This window comes from Gordonia sp. UBA7860 (genome assembly GCF_002500165.1).
In the GTDB taxonomy this organism is placed as follows: domain Bacteria; phylum Actinomycetota; class Actinomycetes; order Mycobacteriales; family Mycobacteriaceae; genus Gordonia; species Gordonia sputi.
On sequence record NZ_DLSO01000114.1, the window covers coordinates 16,712 to 39,108 of the forward strand.

The window sequence follows — 22,397 nt, forward strand, 5'->3', positions numbered from 1 at the left end:
ACCGGGAGCCTCTCTCGTGTCGTCTCGAGCCTGTTTCGTGTCGTCTGGAGTCAGACCAGGGTTCCCGCGTCGACCGTCCCGACGTCGAGGCCCATCCGATTACCCTCGGCTCGCACCTGCGCAATGGCCCGCATCTTGTTCGACGCGTCGAGCGCGGCCACCTTGTAACCCTCGGCCAGGGTCGGATAGTTGAAGACGGCGTCGACGAGGTAGTCGATCTTTCCGCCGAGGCCCATCACCGTCTGGCCGATGTGCACGAGTTCGGCCGCATTGCTACCGAACGCGTGCACGCCGAGAAGCGTCCGTTCCTCGGCGTGCACGAGCAACTTGAGGAGCCCGTAGGAGTCGCCCATGATGGCGCCTCGGGCGAGTTCGCGATACCGCGCGACGCCGACCTCGAACGGCACATTCGCAGCGGTCAGTTGATCCTCGGTCTGACCGACGTAGCTGATCTCCGGGATGGCGTAGATGCCAATGGGCTGCAGGTTGTCGTCCGTGGCACCGACGGGCTCGTCGAAAGCGTGATACGTCGCGCGCCTCCCCTGCTCCATCGACGTCGCGGCCAGGGCCGGGAACCCGATGATGTCGCCGACGGCGTAGATGTGGTCGGCCTCGGTACGGAAGTCGGAGTCGACGGTGAGCCTGCCACGTTTGTCCGCGGTCAGGCCCGCCGCCTCGACCCGCAACTCGTCGGAGACACCTTGGCGCCCGGCGGAGTAGAGCACGGTGTCGGCGGGAATCTTCTTGCCGGACGCGAGAATCGTCAGCGTCCCCGACGGATGGGTCTCGACGGTTTGTACCTGCTCACCGAATCGAAATGTCACGCCCCGCTCGCGCAGTTGGTACTGCAGCGCTTCGACGATCTCTCGGTCGCAGAAGTCGAGCATTGTGGGCCGTTGCTCGATCACGGTCACCTTGGTGCCCAGTGCCGCGAACATCGACGCGTACTCGATGCCGATCACTCCCGCCCCGACGACGACCATCGAGCGCGGAACCCGGTCGAGCGCCAGGATCTGATCGGAGTCGACGACGGTGGTGCCGTCGAAGTCCACCGAGGGTGGGCGCGCCGGACGCGTGCCGACGGCGATCACGAATTTGTCGGCGCTCACCCGTTTGAGATCGCCTGTTGCGTCCTCGATCGCTATTTCGTTGGGACTCGTGAAGTACGCACTACCGAGCAGCATGGTCACACCATTGCGGGCGAGCTGACTCTGAATGACGTCGATTTCCTTTCCGACGACGTGCATGGTGCGGGCCGAAAGATCAGTGACCGTTATATCCGATTTCAATCGATACGATTCGCCGTACATTTCGCGTTGGTTGAGGCCGGTCAGATACAGGACCGCCTCACGAAGCGTCTTTGACGGAATCGTGCCAGTGTTGATGCAGACGCCACCAACCATGTTGCGCCGCTCCACAATTGCTGCCCGCTTACCGAGCTTCGCGGCAGCTATGGCCGCTTTCTGCCCAGCCGGTCCAGAACCGATGACAACGATGTCGAAATGATCCACGGGGTCCGTCTTTCGCTCGTTTGACGCCTGACGACCCGTCGCGGGTCTGTGATCAGTGTCGCTCAGCGACCGGGTTCGCACGACTCGAGACGCAGACCGGGGCAAAGGTTGCACCGACCTGTAACCACCGGGCCAACTCCTGGCAGCCCGTCGTCTCAGGATCTGTGACGAGGCGCCGATACGGCTCCCGGCTGTACGCGGTGTGCCTGCCACCGTCGCGGTTGGTGATCACAAGGCTGTGCCACACGATGAGAGCTGGGAGGTATCGACGCACCGCACGCCATGCGGCGCGAACGCGGCGAACGTCCCGGCTCCACTGGGTCGGTCGAAGTGATGTACGCGCGGCATTCTGAAAAGCGTTGTCCCGCAGGATCGCGAGCATGTCGAGAATCCATCGGATTGGTCGACGGAACTCGAGCGTTGGCGTCAGATCGGCGATGTCGCGGATCAGCGAATCCGGTTCTGCGTTGCAGATCATGTCGGTAGGTGCACCGACCCACCACGCGGGAATCTGATCCGGCAACCGCGGCCCCTCCCCCGCGACGCCCCATCCGGAACAACCGGTGACCACGCCGGGCGGTTGGTGCGGATCGGCGACGAAACCAAGCCCCAGAACACGATTCAGTGCCGGATCACCGTCGAGTTGCAGTTCGTGCACACAACGGCGGACGACGACGGCGCCCTGCGAATACCCGACGACCATCACGACTCCGCTGGTCTGCGCCAGCTGGTGGCGGAGCGCCAGGACACCCTCGGCCACACTGTCTGCGTAACTCATGCCGTCTCGACCGTTCGCAGGCCCGTAGCTCGCCGGGTAGCCCACCCACCGGGACATGAAACGGGCGTCGAGATCATCGGTGACGGCGGCGAGCATCCCGGTAACCGCTGTTCGCGAATCCCCTTGGTACGACTCACCGGTTCCCCCGACCGCGAGGACCGTGATGCGATCGCCCGTAAACGCCGGGGCCGTTACGTCATAGCCGATCAGATCACGTGCGTCTGCCGCCTGCCGAAGATCTGTGTACTCCATGGGTTCCATGGTCGGCGCCGCCGATGAGAACAGCGCCCAACGACACTGAACTTTCTCTGTGAGACCGCAGGTCAGAGTCGCGCAGATCACGTCAGATCAGGTTGATTTACACAGAATTAACGCGAACACTGGATAGGGCAGTTCGTGAAGCGACCAATCTCGACGGTCGAACATCTGACTGCACCACCGAACAAGACGCCTGATACGAAGAAAGCAGCAATTCCGATGTCTTTCGCACGATTCCGTGCACAGCTCCACAATTCCTCTGACCGTCGCAGGCTCTACGACCGGATCAACCGGGTAGCCGCCGATTCGCAGCGCGACGAACTGTTGATCATGGCGCAGCGCGCCGAGCAGCGCACTCACTGAGTCACACATCTCGAGCCCGTAGTCACTGACTGCGGGCTCCGTCCTGTCGCGCGTCCCTTCTGCCCGACATCCGTTATGTCTCACGTCACTGCCGAGCAGCCGATCACGACTGACAGACCGGACACCAGAACAGGTTTCGACCTTCCAGTTCGCTGTGCGCGATCGGCGTTCCGCAGATCCTGCACTTCTCTCCCGCGCGCCGGTACACGTAGGTGCGCGGGCGCTTGGTGGCGTACGACGGTGCACCGTGATCGTCCTCGGGACGTACCACATGGATTCGCCCGCGGCGGACCCCGACCTTCATCAGCGCGACCAAGTCGCTCCAGAGGGCATCGAACTCGTCAGCGGTGATCGACGTACCCGGCCTCATCGGGTCGATTCCGTTGCGGAACAACACTTCTGCGCGATACACGTTGCCCACTCCCGCGATGACCTTTTGATCCATCAGGAGCGCGCCGATCGGTCGACGCGACCGCGCGATGGCCGCGAACGCCCGCGACGGGTCGGCGTCGGACCGTAGCGGGTCGGGGCCGAGCCGCGCGACTAGTGCGTCGAGGTCTTCGGGCGTGTACAGCTCGCACGCGGTTGGGCCACGGAGGTCGACACCCGTCGACTCCCCGACGATCCGCATCCGCACCTGCCCAACCGGCTCGCCCATCGGGACAGCCAACTCGGTGAACGCGCCGTAGAGCCCGAGGTGAACGTGCAGTAGTTGGTCACGTCGACCATCTCGGTAGCGCTGCACGAGGTGCTTGCCCCACGCTTGAGCGTCGGCGAAGACCATTCCGTCGACGACGCTGGCTCCCTCGGCGAACCGACCCTGTGGCGAACTGACCGCGACGCGCTGACCGTCGAATAGTTTTCGTTGGCGCCGCGCGATGCGGTGCAGGGTATGGCCTTCAGGCACGGCGCCGTCTGCCGGTCATCGCCGTCTGCCGGTCATCGGTGTCAGCGAGGGTTCTCGACGATCAGGACTCGGGCAGCGCCGGCGCGACGCCGGTCTCCTCGTATTCGCTGAGGATGTCGATTCGACGCTGATGACGCGGTTCCTCGGAGAACGGCGTGTCGACGAAGGCGTCGACGATCGCCAACGCCTCCTCGGTGGTGTGCATGCGGCCACCGATACCGATGAGCTGGGCGTTGTTGTGCTGGCGGGCGAGTTGGGCGATCTCGACGTTCCAGGCGAGCGCACACCGTGCACCCTTGACCTTGTTCGCGGCGATCTGCTCGCCATTGCCGCTACCTCCGAGCACGATGCCGAGGCTGCCCGGATCGTCGACGGTCTTCTGGGCGGTGGCGATGCAGAATGCGGGGTAGTCGTCCTGTGCGTCGTACACATGAGCGCCGGAATCGATCACTTCGTGCCCGTTTGCCTTGAGGTGTTCAGAGATCTTGGCCTTGAGTTCGAATCCGGCATGGTCGCCACCGACGTATACGCGCATAGCGACCACTATAGATTGAAGGCCGTGGACGACTCATCGCCTATTCCGAATGTGCCAGGACTTGCTGATCCGGCGCCGACGACATCCCACTACGACCCCAACCGACGGTGGCTGACGCCGGCCAAGTACGCGGCAAAGCCGCGACTACATCCGTGGGAGATCCCGACGCTCGTCGTGCTGATCCTGCTGTCGCTGATCGGCTACGTGACCATCTTGGTGCTGGTGATGTTCGGTGTGTTCAATCAGTTCGCGCTGCTGGCACTCGCGCTGCCATTGCTGCTGTTCCTCATCCGAGGCATCACCTATGCCACTCCCCGCGCCAACGGCGTTCAGATGACGCCGACGCAGTTCGTCGAGGGATACCGGATGGTCGTCGAAGCGGCGGCCCGCTACGGACTCGAGTACGTGCCCGACGCCTACGTCGTGCTCGGCAACGGGCAGATCAACGCGTTCGCGTCAGGCCACGGTTTCCGACGCTACGTCGTCGTCTACTCCGACCTCTTCGAGATCGGCGGTAGGGCACGAGATCCCGAGGCGCTGCGATTCATCATCGGCCACGAGGTCGGTCATATCGCCGCGGGGCACACGTCGTACTGGCGACAACTCGCGACGAGCATCGGCATGCAGATCCCCATACTCGGCTCGCTGCTGTCGAGGGCCCAGGAGTACTCGGCCGACAACTTCGGCTACTACACGCAGCCCGACGGTGCGCCGCGGGCAATGGGCGTGCTCTCGGCGGGCAAGTACATGCTGCGCGCCGTCGACTTCGACCAACTGGCCGACAGGGCAACACACGAGAAGGGTTTCTTCATCTTCCTCGTGAATCTGCTTGCGTCACACCCGGTTCTCACGTGGCGCGCGGCAGCACTGCGTGATCGCACGCGCGCCGGCGCGATCCTGTTCCGCCCGAAGACCATCGTGCGAGGCGTCGGCAGCGGCAACGCGGTCCCCGTCACGCCACCGCCGCACCCTGCCGCCGTGGCCGCAGGGTCGCTGCCGAACGGGCTCGAGGCTCCGCCCAAGTTCTGAGACCGGGGTTGGTTCTCGCATCAGGCGACGAGAGCCGGTTCAGTCGAACTGCGGATCCTCGTCGCGGCTGCGCTTGAGTTCGAAGAAGTGCGGATACGACGCGAGTGCGACGGCGCCATCCCAGACGGTGCCCGCGGTCTCACCGCGCGGAGTCCGGGACAAGACCGGGCCGAAGAAGGCGACGCCGTTGACGTGGATGGTCGGCGTCCCGACGTCGTCACCGACCTTGTCCATGCCCTCGTGGTGGCTGGTGCGAATCCAGTCGTCGTACTCGGTGGAGTCCGCTGCCTTCGCGAGCTCGGGATCGAGGCCCAGTTCATCGAGCGTCTCGGCGATCACGACGTCGAAATCCTTGTTGCCCTGGTTGTGGATTCGGGTGCCCATGGCCGTGTAGATCGGCGCGAGGATGTCGTCGCCCTTCACCGCTACGGCCGCGGCTATGACGCGGACCGGCCGCCAGGCGTTCTTGAGCGCTTCGCGGTAGTCGTCGGGGATGTCGCGGCCCTCGTTGAGGACGGCGAGACTCATCAGGTGGAAGTTCACGTCGACGTCGCGCACCTTCTCCACCTCGAGAATCCACCGCGAGGTGATCCAGCACCACGGGCACAGTGGGTCGAACCAGAAATCAATACGATCCTTTTGCGACATCTGCACACATTCCCTTCGACATGGCCAACGCGTATCGGTCGTTCACACCCAACAGGTCGTTGAAGAACCATCAGGTCTTTGCACCAGCAGCACTTTCAACCAACGACCGTCCGCAACGATTCCACGCCGACGTTACGCGGCTAAGCTGGCGATTGTGACTGCCCCGAATCTGACCCGAGACCAGGCGCGGGAACGTGCCACCACCATCGACGTATCCCACTACGACGTAGAACTCGACCTCACCGACGGCAGCGGCAAGCCCGGAGAGAAGACTTTCCGCTCGACGAGCACCGTCACCTTCACCGCGACACCCGGCTCGCAGACCTTCATCGACCTCGTCGCGCCGACGCTCATCTCGGCCACGCTCAACGGAAAAGAACTCGACGTCAGCGGCTTCGACGAATCGGTGGGACTCACCCTCGCCGATCTCGCCGCGGACAACGAGCTCGTCGTCGTCGCCGACTGCGCCTACTCACACACCGGTGAGGGGCTGCACCGTTTCGTCGATCCCACCGACGATTCCGTCTATCTCTACTCGCAGTTCGAGACCGCCGACGCCAAGCGGATGTTCGCCTGCTTCGACCAGCCCGATCTCAAGGCGACCTACACGATCACCGTGACCGCGCCCGAGGACTGGAAGGTCATCTCCAACGCGCTGACCGAGTCGATCGACGGCGGAGTGCACCGCTTCGCCGAAACCCCGGTCATGAGCACGTACCTCGTCGCGTTGATCGCGGGGCCGTACGCGGAGTGGACAGACACCTACACCGACGACCACGGTTCGATCCCGCTGGGGATCTACTGCAGGGCGTCCCTCGCGGAGTTCATGGACTCCGAGCGTCTCTTCACCGAGACCAAGCAGGGATTCTCCTTCTACCACAAGAACTTCGGCATCCCCTACGCCTTCGGCAAGTACGACCAGCTCTTCGTGCCTGAGTTCAACGCAGGCGCAATGGAGAACGCGGGCGCCGTCACGTTCCTCGAGGATTACGTCTTCCGGTCGCGCGTGACCAACTACAACTACGAGCGACGCGCCGAGACCGTCCTGCACGAGATGGCGCACATGTGGTTCGGCGACCTGGTCACCATGAAGTGGTGGGACGACCTGTGGCTCAACGAATCCTTCGCCACGTTCGCATCGGTGCTGTGCCAGTCGGAGGCAACCGAGTACACCAGCGCGTGGACGACGTTCGCCAACGTCGAGAAGTCGTGGGCCTATCGCCAGGATCAGTTGCCCTCGACGCATCCCGTTGCCGCCGACATCCCTGACATCGCCGCCGTCGAGGTCAACTTCGACGGCATCACCTATGCCAAGGGCGCATCCGTGCTCAAGCAGCTCGTCGCCTATGTCGGAGTCGACGACTTCCTCGCGGGTCTGCGCGACTACTTCACCGCGCACAAGTTCGGCAATGCGACGTTCTCGGATCTGCTTGCCGCGCTGGAGAAGTCGTCGGGTCGCGACCTCTCCGACTGGGGCAGCCAGTGGCTCAAGACCACCGGCATCAACGTCATCCGCCCCGACTTCGAGGTCGACGACTCGGGCGCGTTCACCCGCTTCGCCATCATTCAGGACGGCGCAGCTCCCGGCGCAGGCGAGACACGCGTGCACCGCATGCGCGTAGGCATCTACGACGACAACGCATCCGGCGCTCTCGAACGCGTCCAGAGCGTCGAACTCGACGTCGAGGGCTCGGTCACCGAGGTCGCCGATCTCGTCGGCGTCCCGCGCGGAAAACTGATTCTGCTCAACGACGACGACCTCACGTACGCGTCGGTGCGCCTCGACCCCGAATCGCTCGAGACCGCCACCGCACGCATCGGCGACATCACCGACTCGATGCCACGCACGCTCGTGTGGTCGGCCGCCTGGGAGATGACCCGCCAGGCCGAGATGAAGGCGCGCGACTTCGTGGCGCTCGTCAAGCACGGCATCGCCGCGGAGACCGAAATCGGTGTGGTGCAGCGTGTTCTGCTGCAGGCGACCACCGCGATCGAGTCGTACGCCGACCCGGGGTGGGCCGCGACCGTCGGCTGGCCGGGTTTCAGCTCCCGACTCCTCGAACTCGCCCGCGCGGCAGAGTCGGGTTCCGACCATCAGCTCGCGTTCATCAACACCCTGCTCGCGGGACGACTGTTCGACCAACAGATCGCGGTGGTGCGGGCGCTCCTCGACGGCGACGACCCCGCCGACCACGGTCTCGCAGGTCTGACCATCGACACCGACCTGCGGTGGAAGCTGGTGCTCGCGCTGGCGACTGCGGGAGCCATCGACAGCGACCCCTCGAATACACCCGTCATCGACGCCGAGGCCAAGCGCGACAACACCTCTGCGGGTACACGGCAGGCCGCCACCGCGCGTGCCGCGCGTCCGCTTGCCGAGGCGAAGGCCGACGCGTGGTCGCAGGCGATCGACGACGACACGCTCTCGAACATCTACACGCGAGCCGTCGTGGCCGGGTTCGACCGTCCGGGCCAGTCGGAGTTGTTGTCGCAGTACGTCGACAAGTACTTCGCCGCGGTTCCGGAGGTCTGGAGCCGTCGATCGAGCGAGGTCGCGCAGACCGTCGTCAACGGACTGTATCCGTCGTGGGAGATCACACCCGAGGCGCTGGCGAAGGCCGACGAGTTCCTCTCCAACGATCACCCGGCAGCACTCAAGCGGTTGATCATCGAGGGTCGCGCCGGTGTCGAGCGCTCGCTTCGCGCACGAGGCTTCGACACCGAGTGAGAGTTCACCTCGTCCACGTGTAGCGAATCTGGGGGCGGCCCGCCCCGCCGTACTCGGTGACCCTGCGCACCGTGCCGGCGTCGGCGAGCCGCTCCAGATACCGCCACGCGGTGACTCGCGAACTACCCACTCGCGCAGCGACTTCCGATGCGGTCAGTCCGTCGGGTGCATCGCGAACCGCCCTTCCGACGGCGTCGGTGGTGTCCGGTGCCATGCCCTTGGGTGCGCCGCGACGCGGGTCGGCGGTGCGCAACGCGGCAAGCGCGCGGTCGACGTCGCGCTGGCTCACCGCGTCGCCGTCGCCCGCAACGGTGTCGCGGTAGCGCAGGTAGTGCTCGATCTTCTCGGCGAAAGCCGCGTACGAGAACGGTTTGAGCAGATAGAGCAGCGCGCCGTGCGCCACTGCCCGGCGGACCGTGGGCAGGTCGCGCGCCGCCGTGATGGCGATGATGTCGGGATCGGGCCGCAGCCCGGACAGAGCGGACGCGAGGTCGATTCCGCTCGCGTCGGGCAGTCCCAGATCGAGCAGCACGAGTTCGACAGGCGCACCTGCCGCCACAGCCGCGGCAGCCGCACGGTGCGCGTCCTGCGCGGTGCCCGCCGTCGCCACCACTTCGAATCCGCCGATCCGGGCGAGGTAGTCGCGATGCGCTTGCACGAGTAGTGGCTCGTCGTCGACGATCATCACGCGTATCACCACGACCATTCTCCGCTCGGTATCTCGGCAGTGACGACCGAACCGTACGTGTGCTCGGATCGCACGGTGCCGCCGTGTCGGTTGACGACGTGACTCACCAGGGCAAGGCCAAGACCTCTGCCCTGCTCATCGCCGCCGGACTTCGTCGAATATCCTCTACGGCAAGCCCTTTGGAACTCGTCGTCGGTCATCCCCGGACCGCTGTCGGCAACGACGATCTGTAGTGATCCGTGGGTCGAGGCCACCGTGACCTCCACCCACGGGTCATGTGGATCGCAGGCGTCCAACGCATTGTCGATCAGGTTTCCGACGATGGTGATCATCTCGTCGGTGGTCAGCGGGGAGGCATCGACCGCGTCGAGAGCCGACTCTTCCGTCAACGTCATGGAGATTCCTCGTTCTGCTGCCTGTGCCGACTTCCCGAGCAGAAGCGCGCTGAGGGTGGGGTCACTGATCGTCTCCGATACGCGATCGACCAGTCGCTGCGAGAGGGCGAGATCGGCGGTGGCGAGATCGGCGGCGCGTTCCGCGTGGCCGGTTTCGATGAGCGCGACCATGGTGTGCAGCCGATTGGCCGACTCATGCGCCTGCGACCGGAGAGCCTCGGCGAAACGCGAGAGCGAATCCAATTCGCCTATGGCAGCCGACAATTCGGTTCGATCTCGGATCGTGACGACGGTCGAACCGGGCCTCGTCGACACCGGAGCTCGATTGACCACCAGCACCCGGCCCTGATCGACATACAGCACGTCGGTGAGAGGCTCTGTGCCGAGCAGGAATTCGGGCATCTCGTCGAGTTCACCGACGTCGCCGCCACTCTCGCCGGCCAACAACCGACGCGCCTCGTCGTTACACAACGCGATCTCGCCGTCGTCGATCACCACGAGTCCCTCCTTGACGGAATGGAGCACCGCGTCGTGATGGTCGTACATGACGCGTAGTTCTCCCGGGGCCAGACCACCGGTGAGCCGCAACAGCCGTCGTCGGATGAGCCAGAGTCCGCCGAGAGCGGCGACGATGGCCACCAGCCCGATCGACGCGATCAACGGCAGTTGATCGAGCCACTCGTCGGTGAGCGTGGACTGCGTGATCCCGACGGCAACCATCCCGACGATCACGCCCTGGTCGTTGCGCACAGGTGCGATCGGACGAATCGACGGCCCCAGCGTCCCGGTGTAGGTCTCGGTGTAGACCTCGCCCCGAAGCGCCTGGCTGGTCGATCCCAGATAGCGCTGCCCGATGAGCGCAGGCCTCGTATGGGTGTAGCGCACACCGTCGGTGTTCATGATGGTGATGAACGAGAGGCCGGTGACCGAACGGATCTCCTCGGTGACCGGCTGCAGGCTCGCGGTCGGGTCGGGAGAAGCCAGCGCGCGGGCCGTCGAAGGGGCATCAGCGATGCTCACCGCTACGGAGGTGACCTGCTCACGCGCGGCACGCACTCCGTCGAGCCGCGCATCGAGCAGGGCGAGTGCCGCTGCAGCCACCACGATCACCACAACGACGGCCAGCTGCAACGCCACAGCCTGACCGGCGAGTGTCCGGGGACGCCACCGCGGCATGCCCACACCGTCCCTTCTTCCGCGACCGCCCCTACGGCAATCGCCATCGAGTTCACCACGGTGATCGCCTGAACGAAATGAACTCATTGGTGACCCACATCACGGTGCTGACCAACAATCTTTCACAGCGGGTGCGCTTCGAAGACGTCGACCTGCATCACAGGAAGGACAGCACGATGAATCTGAGACGACGACACCCAGACGGCGCGTTGGCGACCGACGAGATCCCGACAACGCCGCCCAAGAAGCGTGACAAGACGCACTGGCTGTACGTGGCGGTCATCATTGCCGTCGTCGGAGGTGTGGCGGTCGGCCTCATCGCTCCCGGTGTGGGCAAAGACCTCGGGGTACTCGGCACCATGTTCGTCAGTCTCATCAAGATGATGATCGCGCCGGTCATCTTCTGCACCATCGTGCTGGGCATCGGTTCGGTCAGAAAGGCCGCGACCGTCGGCAAGGTCGGCGGACTCGCCTTCGTCTACTTCCTGGTGATGTCGACCATCGCACTCGCGATCGGACTCGTCGTCGGAAATCTGATCAAACCCGGCGACGGCCTCAACATCACGGCGACCGCGGACAAGGGTTCGGCATTGGCCGAGAAGGCCCACGAATCCGGCGGACTGATGGCGTTCGTCGAGGGGATCATCCCCGATTCGCTCCTGTCGGCGCTCACCTCGGGCAACGTCTTGCAGGCACTGTTCGTCGCGCTCCTCGTCGGCTTCGCCCTGCAGGCCATGGGTTCGAGCGGAGAGCCGATCCTCGCCGCTGTCGCCTACATCCAGAAGCTCGTGTTCAAGATCCTCAGCATGATTCTGTGGCTCGCCCCGATCGGCGCGTTCGGCGCGATCGCCAACGTCGTCGGGCAGACCGGCTGGGCCGCGGTCGGGCAGCTGTTGATCCTGATGATCGCCTTCTACCTGACGTGCCTGGTGTTCGTGTTCGGCGTCCTCGGCGTGATCCTGCGGTCGGTCGCAGGCGTGTCCATCTTCCGACTCGTCCGCTACCTTGCCCGTGAGTACCTGCTGATCTTTGCCACCTCGTCCTCCGAGTCGGCGCTACCCCGCCTGATCGCCAAGATGGAACACCTCGGCGTCGAGAAGTCCACGGTCGGCGTCGTCGTTCCGACCGGCTACTCCTTCAACCTCGACGGCACAGCCATCTACCTCACGATGGCGTCGATCTTCATCGCTGATGCGATGGGTGCACCGCTGTCGATCGGAGCGCAGATCAGCCTGCTGGTCTTCATGATCATCGCGTCGAAGGGCGCCGCAGGCGTCAGCGGCGCCGGGCTGGCAACTCTGGCCGGCGGACTGCAGGCCCACCAGCCGGCCATGCTGAACGGAGTCGGACTGATCGTGGGCATCGACCGCTTCATGTCCGAGGCTCGCGCCGTCACCAACTTCTCGGGCAACGCCGTCGCGACGATCCTCGTCGGATCGTGGACGGGGACCATCGACAAGAATCGGATCGACGACGTGCTCTCCGGCCGCGCACCGTTCGACGAGAACGACATGGTCGACGACCATCTTGGAAGCTCTCCAGCGCGGCCCGGTACGAAGAATGAGGACTCGACCACCGTCGCGCCGGCTGAGAAGGTGTCCGCAGAGAAGCCACCGGTCACCAGAGACCTGGTTGCACAGTAGGTACCGACGCAGCAGCGACAGCACAAGAGAATGGCCCGGGAGTTACTCCCGGGCCATTCTCGTTGGTTCTTTCTTGTCCAGCTGCTGAAGTTCTTCGGTGTCGCAGCTTCAGATGGGTGCTGCTGCCGTCGCCATAACGTGCAGCGCGGAGACGAGTCCGTCGATGAGCTCGTTCTGACGGAAGCTGCCGATGGCGGCGGTCACGCCCAGATCGGCGACGCGATCATTGATGCGGTCGGCGACCTCGCTACCCGACACCACCACGACGTCATGCGTATTGGGTGACACCGCGAGCAGTGTGCCGTATGCGGGCTCGGGAGCTGCCTTGAGCAGCACGTTGCGCGCATCGGCGACCGGATCGGTTCCGAGTTCTCCGATGTAGACGGAGAAGCGGACCAGCGCCTTTTCGGTCGCGGCGTGGATCGCGTCGTCGAGTGCGATCAGTTCATCGCGGGAGAAGGGAGGGGTCGTCGCGGTCTGACCGGGAAAGCGGGTGGACGAGACGCGCCCGCTGTTGGTGATGACCGTGCCGACGGGCAGCGCGGAGGCCGCGATGACCTCGTGCGATCCTTCGGAACCTGTCGTCTGCGAAATCTCACCACTTGGCACTGGCCGAGCCTCCATCCACATCATTCGGTTCCGCGTGACGCGGTAACGCAATCGGTTCGATCTCCGTTGCGGAGAAGAGCAGCGGTCCACGGTCCCACTTCTGGTCGAGCGTGTATTCCTGCTGCTTGGGATACTTGACGCCATTCGAGAATGCCATCGAGACCACGCACGCCAGGGCGAAGATAACCACCAGGACCGTGACAGGCACTCCGATGTAGGCGATCCAGTTGTCCATGAGACCCTTCCGATCGGTAAACCCTCTTGCCGCACGGCCGGTGAGCGCGCGTTGACACGTTCACGCCGCACAGGTCGTGTGATCAATTTAGCCCACACCACAGCCGTTCGGGCACCGACCCCTACGGTCTGTCGTAGACGCGTCCGGAGCGCTGTCGCGGGCGCCTTCTCGCGGCAATGTTGAGACCACAGCGCACGGTGGGGACAATGGGTCGGGTGAGCGGCAACATCCCTGCCGGCGGCCAGCCGGCGAACACCCAGGTCCATCGTTCGTTCTACGACGAGGTCGGTGGCCACGAGACCTTCGAGAAGCTGACCAGCGTCTTCTATCGAGAGGTCGCCGCCGACGAGATCCTCCGGCCGATGTACCCCGAAGAAGACCTCGGCCCTGCCGAGCGTCGACTCCGCATGTTCCTCGAGCAGTACTGGGGAGGCCCGCGAACCTACTCCGAGGAACGAGGCCACCCCCGACTGCGCATGCGCCATCAGCCGTTCACCATCGGCCCGATCGAGCGCGACGCGTGGCTGCGCTGCATGCACACCGCCATCGCGTCGATCGACGACGACACCCTCGACCCGCCCCACCGCCAGGCGCTCGTCGACTACATGGAGATGGCCGCCCAGTCGATGGTCAATTCACCCTTCTGATCTCGCCTGCATCAATCCGACAGATCGGACACGACGCGCCGATGCCACCTGGTCTTCTACGGGAAAACACAGGTAGGGCAGAATTGTCGCGGTGAGCGACGAGACACCCGACGACCTCAGCGACGACGCACTCGACGCCGACGGCCAGGACGTCATCGAGGCGAACGATGTCCCCGAGAACGATGTCCCCGAGAACGATGTCCTTGAGACAGAAGGAGTCGCAACTGTCGCGACCCAGCTCGACCCTGCCGACGACACCTGGTGGCGTTCGGCGATCTTCTACCAGATCTATCCCCGGTCGTTCTCCGATCTCGACGGCGACGGCGTCGGCGACCTCGCCGGGGTCATCGACAAGCTCGGCTATCTCGAGCTGCTCGGTATCGACGCGCTGTGGTTGAGCCCGATCATGCGCTCCCCCATGGCCGACCACGGTTACGACGTCTCGGACCCGCGCGATATCGATCCACTCTTCGGCGATCTGGCGACGTTCGACGAACTGATCGCCGAGGCGCACGATCGCGAGATCCGCGTGACCATGGACCTCGTCCCCAACCACACCAGCGACAAGCATCAATGGTTCATCGACGCACTGGCGGCGGGACCGGGCAGTCCCGAACGTGCGCGGTACATCTTCCGTGACGGGCGGGGCGAGAACGGCGACGAGCCACCGAACAACTGGGTCAGCATCTTCGGCGGACCCGCGTGGGACCGTGTCATCGAGCCCGACGGCACGCCCGGACAGTGGTACCTGCACATCTTCGCGCCCGAGCAGCCCGACTTGAACTGGGAGAACCCCGAGGTCTTCGACGACCTCGAGAAGACACTGCGCTTCTGGCTCGACCGCGGCGTCGACGGCTTCCGCATCGACGTCGCACACGGCATGGCCAAACCCGCGGATCTTCCCGACATGGATGTCGAGGCTGCGGGCCTCCTGGTCAACCGTGACGACGACCCGAGGTTCAACAACTACGCGGTCCACGACATCCACCGAAAGATCCGCGCGGTCATCGACGACTACCCCGGTGCCGCGAACGTCGGCGAGATCTGGGTCGACGACAACGAGCGATTCGCGGAGTACCTCCGCCCCGACGAGCTGCATCTGGGCTTCAATTTCAGACTCGCCAAGGCACCGTTCGACGCAGACGCCATCCGCGATGCGATCGAGAACTCCCTCGACGCCGTGCACAGCGTCGGCGGAACACCGACCTGGACGTTGTCGAATCACGACGTCGACCGTGAGGTGACCCGCTACGGTCTGGCCGGTGCGATCCCCGACAGCGAGACTCCCGACGGCGAAACACCGGACAGCGACACTTCTGACAGCGACACTTCTGACAGCGAGGCACCAGAAGCCGAGACACCGGAAGCCGAGCCGGCGCCCCACGCCGACATCGAGCTGGGCACTGCGCGGGCACGGGCGATGGCGCTCGTCGAATTCGCGCTTCCCGGTTCGATATTCATCTACAACGGCGCAGAACTCGGCCTGCCCAACGCCGATCTGCCCGACGACGCGCTGCAGGACCCGGTCTGGGAACGCTCCGAACACACCGAACGCGGGCGGGACGCATCACGGGTACCGCTGCCGTGGGAGGGCTCCGAGCCGCCGTTCGGTTTCTCGACGAATCCGCAGACGTGGCTTCCGATTCCAGAGTCGTGGGCGGAGTTCACCGTCGAAGCCGAGCTCGAGGACATGAACTCGACGCTGTCGCTGTACCGCACGGCCATCGAATTGCGTTATGAGCGTGAAGAATTCGCAGGCGATGACATCGAGTGGTACGGCGCCCCGACGGGGTGCCTGGCATTCCGACGCTCCGAGGGACACCTGGTGTGCGCGCTGAACACCACCAGCGAACCGGTCGGGCTACCGCCGGGAGAACTCATCCTCACGAGCGCACCCCTCGTCGACGGCATGCTGGCACCCAACGCCGCCGCATGGCTCGTCTGAGAACAGCTCAGACAACCGTGACATCGAGGTCGCGGTGCCTGCGCTGGTACACCGAACCGTAGCGCGCGTCGATCCGAATCCACGCTGCCGAAATGCGCACGCGCACAGGTTCGGTGGCGCCGATGGCGTCGATCGGTGATGTCTCGGTGACCTCGTGGCCGTCGGCGTCGCGCACGAAACCCATTGCGGTGAGCGCGAACAACGAGCGCAGCGAGACCGTGGCATTCAGTGCCCCGTCGGCCGACGAGACGTCGAGTACGCCTTGATCAAGCAGGCCCGTCGCAGGCCCGAAGTTGCTGCCCTCTTCGCGTGCGAGGCGTGCTCCCTCGCGCGTCAACTCGACAACGGTCCGCGCTGGGACGTCGTCGAGATGCCGGTAGCCGCTGCGCAGCGGTAGCGCACCACGCCACGCGGAGTCGAGTGACATCCCCGGCTCCACCGGCACACCCGCCGTACCGTCGCTCAACCGGCCCCGCAGTGTGTCCGCGTCGACGACGATGTCCGACGGCGCAGCACTGCCGAAGATCGACCGGGTGACCAGGACGTCGAACCCGGTATGTGCCCAGAACGCGAGTAGCCCGTCAGACCGTTGCACCACTCTGATCACCGCGGCCTCGTCGAGTCGCATGGCGCGCGTCAGGAAGGCCAGTGCGTCCCTGCGGTCGTCGGGGCCGGCAGCGACGACGAACCGCTCGGGTAACGCGGTCACGCGCTGTCGTCCGAGGTGCGGCGAAAACTCTCCAGGTACTCACGCTCGTCCGGGGTCAGTCGCCGCAGCCGCTGTGCGTCGACGTCGAATGCGACGAGTTGGGTGGTCGCGGTGACGGCGGGTTTGTCGGTCGGCGACGCGGCGTCTGGACGCACCTCGTATCCGACGACGAAGTCGACGGCGCGCACCTTCTCGACGAACATGGTCACGACGATCGGCCCCTCGTCGTGGCGCACCTGTTGGCGATACTTGACGTGCAGGTCCGCGACGACACAGCCGCGACGCAGGTCGGCTGTGGGTCGCCCGTCGTAGAAGAGCCAGGGAATCCGAGCCTCTTCGATGAGTGTCACCATGCGCGCGTGGTTGATGTGCGCGAACACATCCATGTCCGACCAGCGGACGGGAACCTTGACCACGTAACCGGCGTCGGTCCTGACTCCCTCGTCCTCGTAGAGCACGACTGTCCTTTCGTTCGCGACACCTCCCCGTGAGAGGGCCGATCGTCGTCAACTGACGAGGTTCGTCACCTGATGAGGCTGCGCAACTGCCGCGCCGCAACCGACAGCGTCGCGAGGTCGAGTTCTGGACCCTGCTCGATATCGGCGAGCATCGAGCGCACCCGAGACAGCCGCGACGAGTGCGACGACTCCCACTCGGAGATCTTCTCGGCCGCGCTCTCGTCGGGTTCGCTGCTCTGCAGGATCGTGAGCGTGAGGGCACGCAGCGCGCCGTGCATGTCGTCGCGAAGAGCCAAGCGCGCCAACGCATGCCAGCGGTCACCGTACTCGAGCGTCGAGACCGCGGTGAGCAGTTCCTCGAGTCCGAAATGCTCCATGATCGCGAAGTACAGCTCGCCGACCTCGACGGGATCGCGGTCGGCGATCTCGGCGGCGTCGACGATGTCGAGTAGGCAGAACCGATGAAGACTGATCGCGACGTCGTGGGCGAGGTCGGTCTCGACACCGAGCTCGCGGTAGTGCTCGACGCGCCGCTCGACGTCGGCGGCCGACTGCGCGCCGAACCAACTGTCGATCAGTGCGGTCAGTTCAGCCACCTGCTCGGCGTAGCGGGTGATCTCCGCCGCCATCGCGAGCGGTTGCGGGCGAAACGCCAGCAGCCATCTCGACGCCCGGAACAGCAGTCGCCGCTCGTAGAGCATCATCTCGTCGATGGCTTCCACCGGAGCGTCGGCATGCAGGATGCGCGCGAAGAGATCCGAGAGTCCGAAGACCCGGTCGGCAACCACGTACGCCCGCACGGCCTCCTCAGTCGTCGAGCCCGTCGATTCTCCGAGCCGGAACAGGTGCGTGATGCCCGCCCTGTCGACGACTTCGTTGACGAGGACGGTGGTGACGATCTCGCGATGCAGTCGGTGCGCACGGATGCCGTCTGCGAAACGTTCGCGCAGCGGAAGCGGGAAGTACTCGGCGAGCAGACCCTCGAACACATCGTTCTCGGGCAGGTCACCCCCCAGGAGGTCGTCCTTGGCGATCAACTTCACGTGCGACATCAGCGTCGCGAGTTCGGGCGAGGTGAGCCCGCGGTGCACATCCGAATGCAGCCGCTTGATCAACTGCTGCGGTGTCGGCAGCGCCTCAAGAGCCAAATCGACGCCGCGCGAGGCGATCTCGTGGAGCAGGCGGGCATGCACATCGACGCGCTCGAGCGAGTACGCGCGACAGAAACCGAGCTCGGAGTTCTGCGACACGTTGTCGGCCAACACCAGATCGGCGACCTCGTCGGTCATCGACTCCAGCAGCGGATCACGGTCGGCAGCCACGAGTTGGCCGGTTGAGACCGCGGAGTCGAGCAGGATCTTGATGTTGACCTCGTGGTCGGAACAATCGACGCCCGCCGAGTTGTCCATCGCATCGGTGTTGATGCGCCCGCCAGCGAGGTCGAACTCGATCCGACCGCGTTCGGTCACGCCGAGGTTGCCGCCTTCGCCGACGACCTTGGCGCGCAACTGATCTCCGTCGACACGGATCGCATCGTTGGCCTTGTCCCCCACCTGCGCGTCGGATTCGGATGACGACTTGATGTAGGTGCCGATGCCGCCGTTCCACAGCAGGTCCACTGGCGCCAGCAGGATCGCGTGAATCAGTTCCGGAGGCGACAACGCGTCGACACCAACGTCGAGCCCGAGTGCCGTGCGCATCTGTTCACTGATCGGAATCGACTTGGTCTCTCGCGACCAGACCCCGCCACCCTCGCTGATGAGCGAGGTGTCGTAATCGGCCCACGACGAGCGCGGCAACGAGAAGAGCCGTGCGCGTTCGGTATACGACGACGAGGCGTCCGGATTCGGATCGACGAACACGTGCCGGTGGTCGAACGCCGCGACGAGACGGATGTGCTGCGACAACAGCATGCCGTTGCCGAACACGTCGCCGCTCATGTCGCCGATACCGGCGACGGTGAAGTCCTGCGACTGGGTATCGACGCCCATCTCACGGAAGTGACGCTTGACCGATTCCCATGCGCCTCGCGCGGTGATGCCCATCGCCTTGTGGTCGTAGCCCGCCGAACCACCCGAGGCAAAAGCATCCCCGAGCCAGAAATCATACTGCGCTGCAACATCATTGGCGATATCGGAGAACGACGCCGTGCCCTTGTCCGCAGCGACGACGAGATACGTGTCGTCACCGTCTCGACGCACCACCGACCTCGCGGGGATGACCGCACCGGTGTGCTGGTCGAGGTTGTCTGTGACGTCGAGCAGGCCGGAGATGAAATCTCGATACTGCGCAATACCTTCGGCGCGCGTGGCGTCACGGTCCGCGGCGGCGTCACCGGTCGGTGCGGGCGGCCGCTTGACGACGAATCCGCCCTTGGCGCCGACGGGCACGATCACCGCGTTCTTGACGGCCTGCGCCTTGACCAGACCCAGGATCTCGGTGCGGAAATCCTCGCGTCGATCCGACCAGCGCAGTCCGCCGCGGGCAACGGCACCGAAACGCAGGTGCACCCCTTCGACGCGCGGCGAGTACACGAAGATCTCGTGCAGTGGCCGCGGCTCGGGCGTTTGCGGAATCTCCCTGGGCCGCAACTTGAACGACATCACCGGTCGGTCGGCGTCGTCGTCGCGGACGTAGAAGTTGGTGCGCGACGTCGCCCCGATGACGGCCGAGAACGCCGAGACGATGCGGTCGGCTTCGAGTCCGAGGACCTTGCCGATGTCGTCGCTGAGCGCAGCTGCCGCACGGTCGCGCTGCTGTTCGTCGGCGTGGTCGGGGTCGAACGACGCCTCGAACAGCTCGACCAGTCCCCGCGTGACATCGCGGTACTCGCCGAGGGTGTGCGCAACCAGGGTGTTGCTGTACGAGAAGCCGCACTGGCGCAGGTACCGACCGTACGCACGAAGCATCGCCGCGGAACGCCAGTCGAGGCCGCACCTGATGATCAGCTCGTTGTAGGCGTCGACCTCTGCGCGTTGCCGCCAGATCTGCACGAAGGCATCGGTGAACCGCCCGTCGAGGTCGTCGGCGGAGTCGAGATCCACCGACATCCCGTCGGCCAACGCGACACTGAATTCGTAGACGTGGCAGACCTGCCCGTCAGGCCGCACGAGGCGGTACGGATGCTCGTCGACGACGTCGAGGCCGAGGCTGTGGAGCACCGGCAGCACGTCGGTCAAGGTGGCTGCGCCGCCGCACAAATACAGCGTGAACTTCCACAGCGCCCCGGGCTCGCTGCCGGTCTGCGCCAGCGCCACGGCGATGTCGCCGGCGTCGAGATCGGCGACACGGATGAGGTCGGCGAGTGCGTCCGACGGCTCGCGCTGGTCCTTGTAATCCTCGGGCAGCGCAGGAAGCAACCGAAACAGGGCGTCGACGCCGCCGACGGGAAGCCTGGCCGACGCCGCGTCGAGTCCGCCCGCCGCTTCGCGGAACCGCTCGTCCCACGTCCGGATTGACTGTGCCAGTTCGTGTTGGATGGCGCTCTGTTCGGGCGTCCCGATGTCGAAGGTGCCGCGTCGCGCGGCGTCGGATTCGTCGACGCGGACCATCACCTGTAGTTGCGCGAGGGGCATCTCGCTGACACGTGCCGAGTACTCGAGCGCAGTGCCATGCAATTGTTCTGAGACGACGTTCTGCAGCGCCAGGCGGTTCTGCGTGTTGTACCTGTCGCGAGGTAGATAGATGAGCGCGGTGGCGGTACTGCCCTGCGGGTTCACGCGGACGAACGCGCGCAGGGTTCGGGTGGCGACGGCGTCGAACATCTCGCCGATCCGACGGCTCAACTCGGCATCCGACGACGCGAACATCTCCACCAGCGGGTAGTTCTGCAGCAGTTCGATCATCGACTGACCGGCAAACGAATCCTCGTCGACGCCGGCGCGGCGGATCACCTCGTGCACTTTGCCGCGCAGCACGGGGACGTCGAGGATCGTCTGGTGCAGGCCGGACGAGGTGAAGGTGCCGAGGAATCGGTGTTCTCCCACATGCGTTCCGGCGGCGTCGAACTCGGGAATCTGGATCAGGATCGGATAGTTCGACCGCTGCACGCCGGTTTCGAGATAGACCCGCGAGACACGCGGCAATAGCGGCGGCTGCGTGAGCACCCCGAAGTCGCGCGCCTGGGTGAGGTCGAGGAGTGAGTCGCCCCGCCACAGACCCCGGCCGTCGGAGACCGCGCCGTCGATGCCCACCCTGCGGTAGCCGAGTGGCACGAAGTGGTTGCCCGCGAACCAGTCGAGAAGGCGTGAATACTCGTACCGGTCGACGGCGGCTATGCCCGATTGCGCGGTGGTCGGGGCGACGGCGCAGTCGGCACCGCAGGTCGACAGGCGGCCGCGCATATCCACCGCGTCGCGGTCCACGTCGGCCACACGGGCGATGACGTCGACGAGTTCGGTACGCAAGGCCTCGGTGTCGACCTCACCCTTCGCCGACATCGCGACCACGTAGATCCACGACTCCGTTGAGCGGTCTGGTCCGGCGCCGATGTCGCTGAGCGTGCCTGCCTCGTCGCGCGCCACCGCCATCACCGGATGGTCGATGCGGCTGACGGTCAGTCCGTGCGCCTCGACGACGGTCAGCACCGCTTCGACCAGCAGTGGCATGTCGTCGTTGACGACGACGATCTCGGTTCCCGACGGTCCCGAGCTCACGTCGACCAGGCACTGCCCCGCTGATCGCGTCGACGCCAACCCGACGTGTCGACGAACGCGGTTCAGATCGGCATCGTCGATCGCGTCGAGGTCGGTCGCGTCGGTGAGACCACCGCCCGAACCCGTCGTCGGGTGGTGCGCGTCGCCCGGAGGGTTGCTCGCGTTGAGATAGCAGCTGACCGCCGCAGGCAACAGAGCACTCTCTTGAGACAACGCACTCACCTTCACTTCAAGGAGATTGGGAGATGATCTCCGATTCGAGCCCTACCGCGATGGTAGTGACGCGATTCAGTCGCGAGTGAGTTTCCGGTGAGTAACCCGGTGCGGACGCGCGGCGTCGGGTCCGAGCCGGTCGACCTTGTTCGCCTCATACGCCTCGAAGTTGCCTTCGAACCAGAACCATTGTCCCTCTTCGACATTGCCCTCCCACGCCAGAATGTGGGTACAGGTCCGGTCGAGGAACCACCGGTCGTGGCTGAT

18 protein-coding genes and 1 pseudogene are annotated in these 22,397 nt (G+C 65.0%); 6 read left to right on the forward strand and 13 right to left on the reverse strand.

Annotated elements, in window-relative coordinates:
• Positions 1-50 precede the first annotated feature (50 nt).
• Positions 51-1,511: a Si-specific NAD(P)(+) transhydrogenase gene (gene sthA, locus B3T59_RS14110; RefSeq protein ID WP_064862482.1), complete on the reverse strand. Its 1,461-nt coding sequence runs from the start codon at positions 1,509-1,511 to the stop codon at positions 51-53.
• 52 nt (positions 1,512-1,563) lie between these two features.
• Positions 1,564-2,541, reverse strand: coding sequence for a PE-PPE domain-containing protein (locus tag B3T59_RS14115; protein WP_251721052.1), 978 nt, complete (start codon positions 2,539-2,541; stop codon positions 1,564-1,566).
• 225 nt (positions 2,542-2,766) lie between these two features.
• Between B3T59_RS14115 and B3T59_RS14120 the strand changes: the two genes are divergently transcribed.
• On the forward strand, positions 2,767-2,910 hold the full coding sequence (locus B3T59_RS14120) for a hypothetical protein (protein ID WP_168431298.1): 144 nt from the start codon (positions 2,767-2,769) through the stop codon (positions 2,908-2,910).
• Between the two features lie 103 nt (positions 2,911-3,013).
• On the opposite strand, the gene B3T59_RS14125 is transcribed toward B3T59_RS14120, so the two are convergent.
• The gene (locus B3T59_RS14125) at positions 3,014-3,817 is read right to left on the reverse strand and encodes an Fpg/Nei family DNA glycosylase (protein WP_287003899.1); all 804 of its coding nucleotides are present in this window, start codon (positions 3,815-3,817) and stop codon (positions 3,014-3,016) included.
• 61 nt (positions 3,818-3,878) lie between these two features.
• Positions 3,879-4,352 (reverse strand): ribose-5-phosphate isomerase, encoded by a 474-nt coding sequence (locus B3T59_RS14130; RefSeq protein ID WP_064862478.1) that lies wholly within the window; start codon positions 4,350-4,352, stop codon positions 3,879-3,881.
• On the opposite strand from B3T59_RS14130, the gene B3T59_RS14135 reads away from it, so the two are divergent.
• Positions 4,326-5,381 carry a M48 family metallopeptidase gene (locus B3T59_RS14135; protein WP_197500797.1) on the forward strand — a complete coding sequence of 352 codons (1,056 nt, stop codon included), beginning with the start codon at positions 4,326-4,328 and terminating at the stop codon, positions 5,379-5,381. The two genes, B3T59_RS14130 and B3T59_RS14135, sit on opposite strands and share 27 nt — an antisense overlap.
• A gap of 39 nt (positions 5,382-5,420) precedes the next feature.
• Here the strand turns inward: B3T59_RS14135 and B3T59_RS14140 are convergent, their stop codons facing one another.
• Positions 5,421-6,029 (reverse strand): DsbA family protein, encoded by a 609-nt coding sequence (locus B3T59_RS14140; protein ID WP_064864773.1) that lies wholly within the window; start codon positions 6,027-6,029, stop codon positions 5,421-5,423.
• A gap of 154 nt (positions 6,030-6,183) precedes the next feature.
• Here B3T59_RS14140 and pepN point away from each other — a divergent pair, with 154 nt between their 5' ends.
• Positions 6,184-8,757, forward strand: a complete 2,574-nt coding sequence (pepN, locus tag B3T59_RS14145; protein ID WP_287003901.1) for an aminopeptidase N — start codon at positions 6,184-6,186, stop codon at positions 8,755-8,757.
• A 4-nt stretch (positions 8,758-8,761) separates the two neighbouring features.
• On the opposite strand, the gene B3T59_RS14150 is transcribed toward pepN, so the two are convergent.
• Positions 8,762-9,454, reverse strand: a complete 693-nt coding sequence (locus B3T59_RS14150) for a response regulator (RefSeq protein WP_287003906.1) — start codon at positions 9,452-9,454, stop codon at positions 8,762-8,764.
• The gene (locus B3T59_RS14155; RefSeq protein ID WP_287003903.1) at positions 9,451-11,016 is read right to left on the reverse strand and encodes a sensor histidine kinase; all 1,566 of its coding nucleotides are present in this window, start codon (positions 11,014-11,016) and stop codon (positions 9,451-9,453) included. The genes B3T59_RS14150 and B3T59_RS14155 overlap by 4 nt, the downstream gene beginning before the upstream one ends.
• A gap of 176 nt (positions 11,017-11,192) precedes the next feature.
• Between B3T59_RS14155 and B3T59_RS14160 the strand changes: the two genes are divergently transcribed.
• Positions 11,193-12,659: a cation:dicarboxylate symporter family transporter gene (locus B3T59_RS14160; protein WP_287003907.1), complete on the forward strand. Its 1,467-nt coding sequence runs from the start codon at positions 11,193-11,195 to the stop codon at positions 12,657-12,659.
• 108 nt (positions 12,660-12,767) lie between these two features.
• On the opposite strand, the gene B3T59_RS14165 is transcribed toward B3T59_RS14160, so the two are convergent.
• Together B3T59_RS14165 and B3T59_RS14170 are read right to left on the reverse strand one after the other, a co-directional pair.
• Entirely contained in the window at positions 12,768-13,268 is a 501-nt protein-coding gene (locus tag B3T59_RS14165) for a DUF5130 domain-containing protein (RefSeq protein ID WP_064862066.1), read from the reverse strand.
• Positions 13,255-13,503 (reverse strand): hypothetical protein, encoded by a 249-nt coding sequence (locus B3T59_RS14170; protein ID WP_064862067.1) that lies wholly within the window; start codon positions 13,501-13,503, stop codon positions 13,255-13,257. Before B3T59_RS14170 ends, B3T59_RS14165 begins: the two co-directional genes overlap by 14 nt.
• Before the next feature lie 206 nt (positions 13,504-13,709).
• Here B3T59_RS14170 and B3T59_RS14175 point away from each other — a divergent pair, with 206 nt between their 5' ends.
• Both B3T59_RS14175 and B3T59_RS14180 read left to right on the forward strand, forming a co-directional pair.
• Complete coding sequence (locus tag B3T59_RS14175) at positions 13,710-14,150, forward strand: globin (protein ID WP_049697035.1); 441 nt, start codon at positions 13,710-13,712, stop codon at positions 14,148-14,150.
• A 91-nt stretch (positions 14,151-14,241) separates the two neighbouring features.
• On the forward strand, positions 14,242-16,095 hold the full coding sequence (locus B3T59_RS14180) for an alpha-amylase family glycosyl hydrolase (protein ID WP_287003904.1): 1,854 nt from the start codon (positions 14,242-14,244) through the stop codon (positions 16,093-16,095).
• A gap of 7 nt (positions 16,096-16,102) precedes the next feature.
• Here B3T59_RS14180 and B3T59_RS14185 read toward each other — a convergent pair whose 3' ends face one another.
• The 4 genes and pseudogenes from B3T59_RS14185 to B3T59_RS14200 form a co-directional block, all read right to left on the reverse strand.
• Positions 16,103-16,804 (reverse strand): hypothetical protein, encoded by a 702-nt coding sequence (locus B3T59_RS14185; protein ID WP_064864767.1) that lies wholly within the window; start codon positions 16,802-16,804, stop codon positions 16,103-16,105.
• The gene (locus B3T59_RS14190) at positions 16,801-17,262 is read right to left on the reverse strand and encodes an acyl-CoA thioesterase (protein WP_005207764.1); all 462 of its coding nucleotides are present in this window, start codon (positions 17,260-17,262) and stop codon (positions 16,801-16,803) included. The genes B3T59_RS14185 and B3T59_RS14190 overlap by 4 nt, the downstream gene beginning before the upstream one ends.
• Before the next feature lie 65 nt (positions 17,263-17,327).
• Positions 17,328-22,139 (reverse strand): NAD-glutamate dehydrogenase, encoded by a 4,812-nt coding sequence (locus B3T59_RS14195; RefSeq protein WP_039856547.1) that lies wholly within the window; start codon positions 22,137-22,139, stop codon positions 17,328-17,330.
• A 66-nt stretch (positions 22,140-22,205) separates the two neighbouring features.
• Positions 22,206-22,397 (reverse strand): annotated as a pseudogene (locus B3T59_RS14200) (energy-dependent translational throttle protein EttA); the annotation flags it as partial.

Excerpts from the sequence above, each read along its gene's own strand:
- B3T59_RS14160 (WP_287003907.1), top strand. The coding sequence starts at position 11,193 with ATGAATCTGAGACGACGACACCCAGACGGCGCGTTGGCGACCGACGAG.
- B3T59_RS14170 (WP_064862067.1), bottom strand. The coding sequence starts at position 13,503 with ATGGACAACTGGATCGCCTACATCGGAGTGCCTGTCACGGTCCTGGTG.
- B3T59_RS14115 (WP_251721052.1), bottom strand. The coding sequence starts at position 2,541 with ATGGAGTACACAGATCTTCGGCAGGCGGCAGACGCACGTGATCTGATC.
- B3T59_RS14175 (WP_049697035.1), top strand. The coding sequence starts at position 13,710 with ATGGGTCGGGTGAGCGGCAACATCCCTGCCGGCGGCCAGCCGGCGAAC.
- B3T59_RS14130 (WP_064862478.1), bottom strand. The coding sequence starts at position 4,352 with ATGCGCGTATACGTCGGTGGCGACCATGCCGGATTCGAACTCAAGGCC.
- B3T59_RS14155 (WP_287003903.1), bottom strand. The coding sequence starts at position 11,016 with ATGCCGCGGTGGCGTCCCCGGACACTCGCCGGTCAGGCTGTGGCGTTG.
- B3T59_RS14120 (WP_168431298.1), top strand. The coding sequence starts at position 2,767 with ATGTCTTTCGCACGATTCCGTGCACAGCTCCACAATTCCTCTGACCGT.
- B3T59_RS14140 (WP_064864773.1), bottom strand. The coding sequence starts at position 6,029 with ATGTCGCAAAAGGATCGTATTGATTTCTGGTTCGACCCACTGTGCCCG.
- B3T59_RS14135 (WP_197500797.1), top strand. The coding sequence starts at position 4,326 with ATGGTCGCCACCGACGTATACGCGCATAGCGACCACTATAGATTGAAG.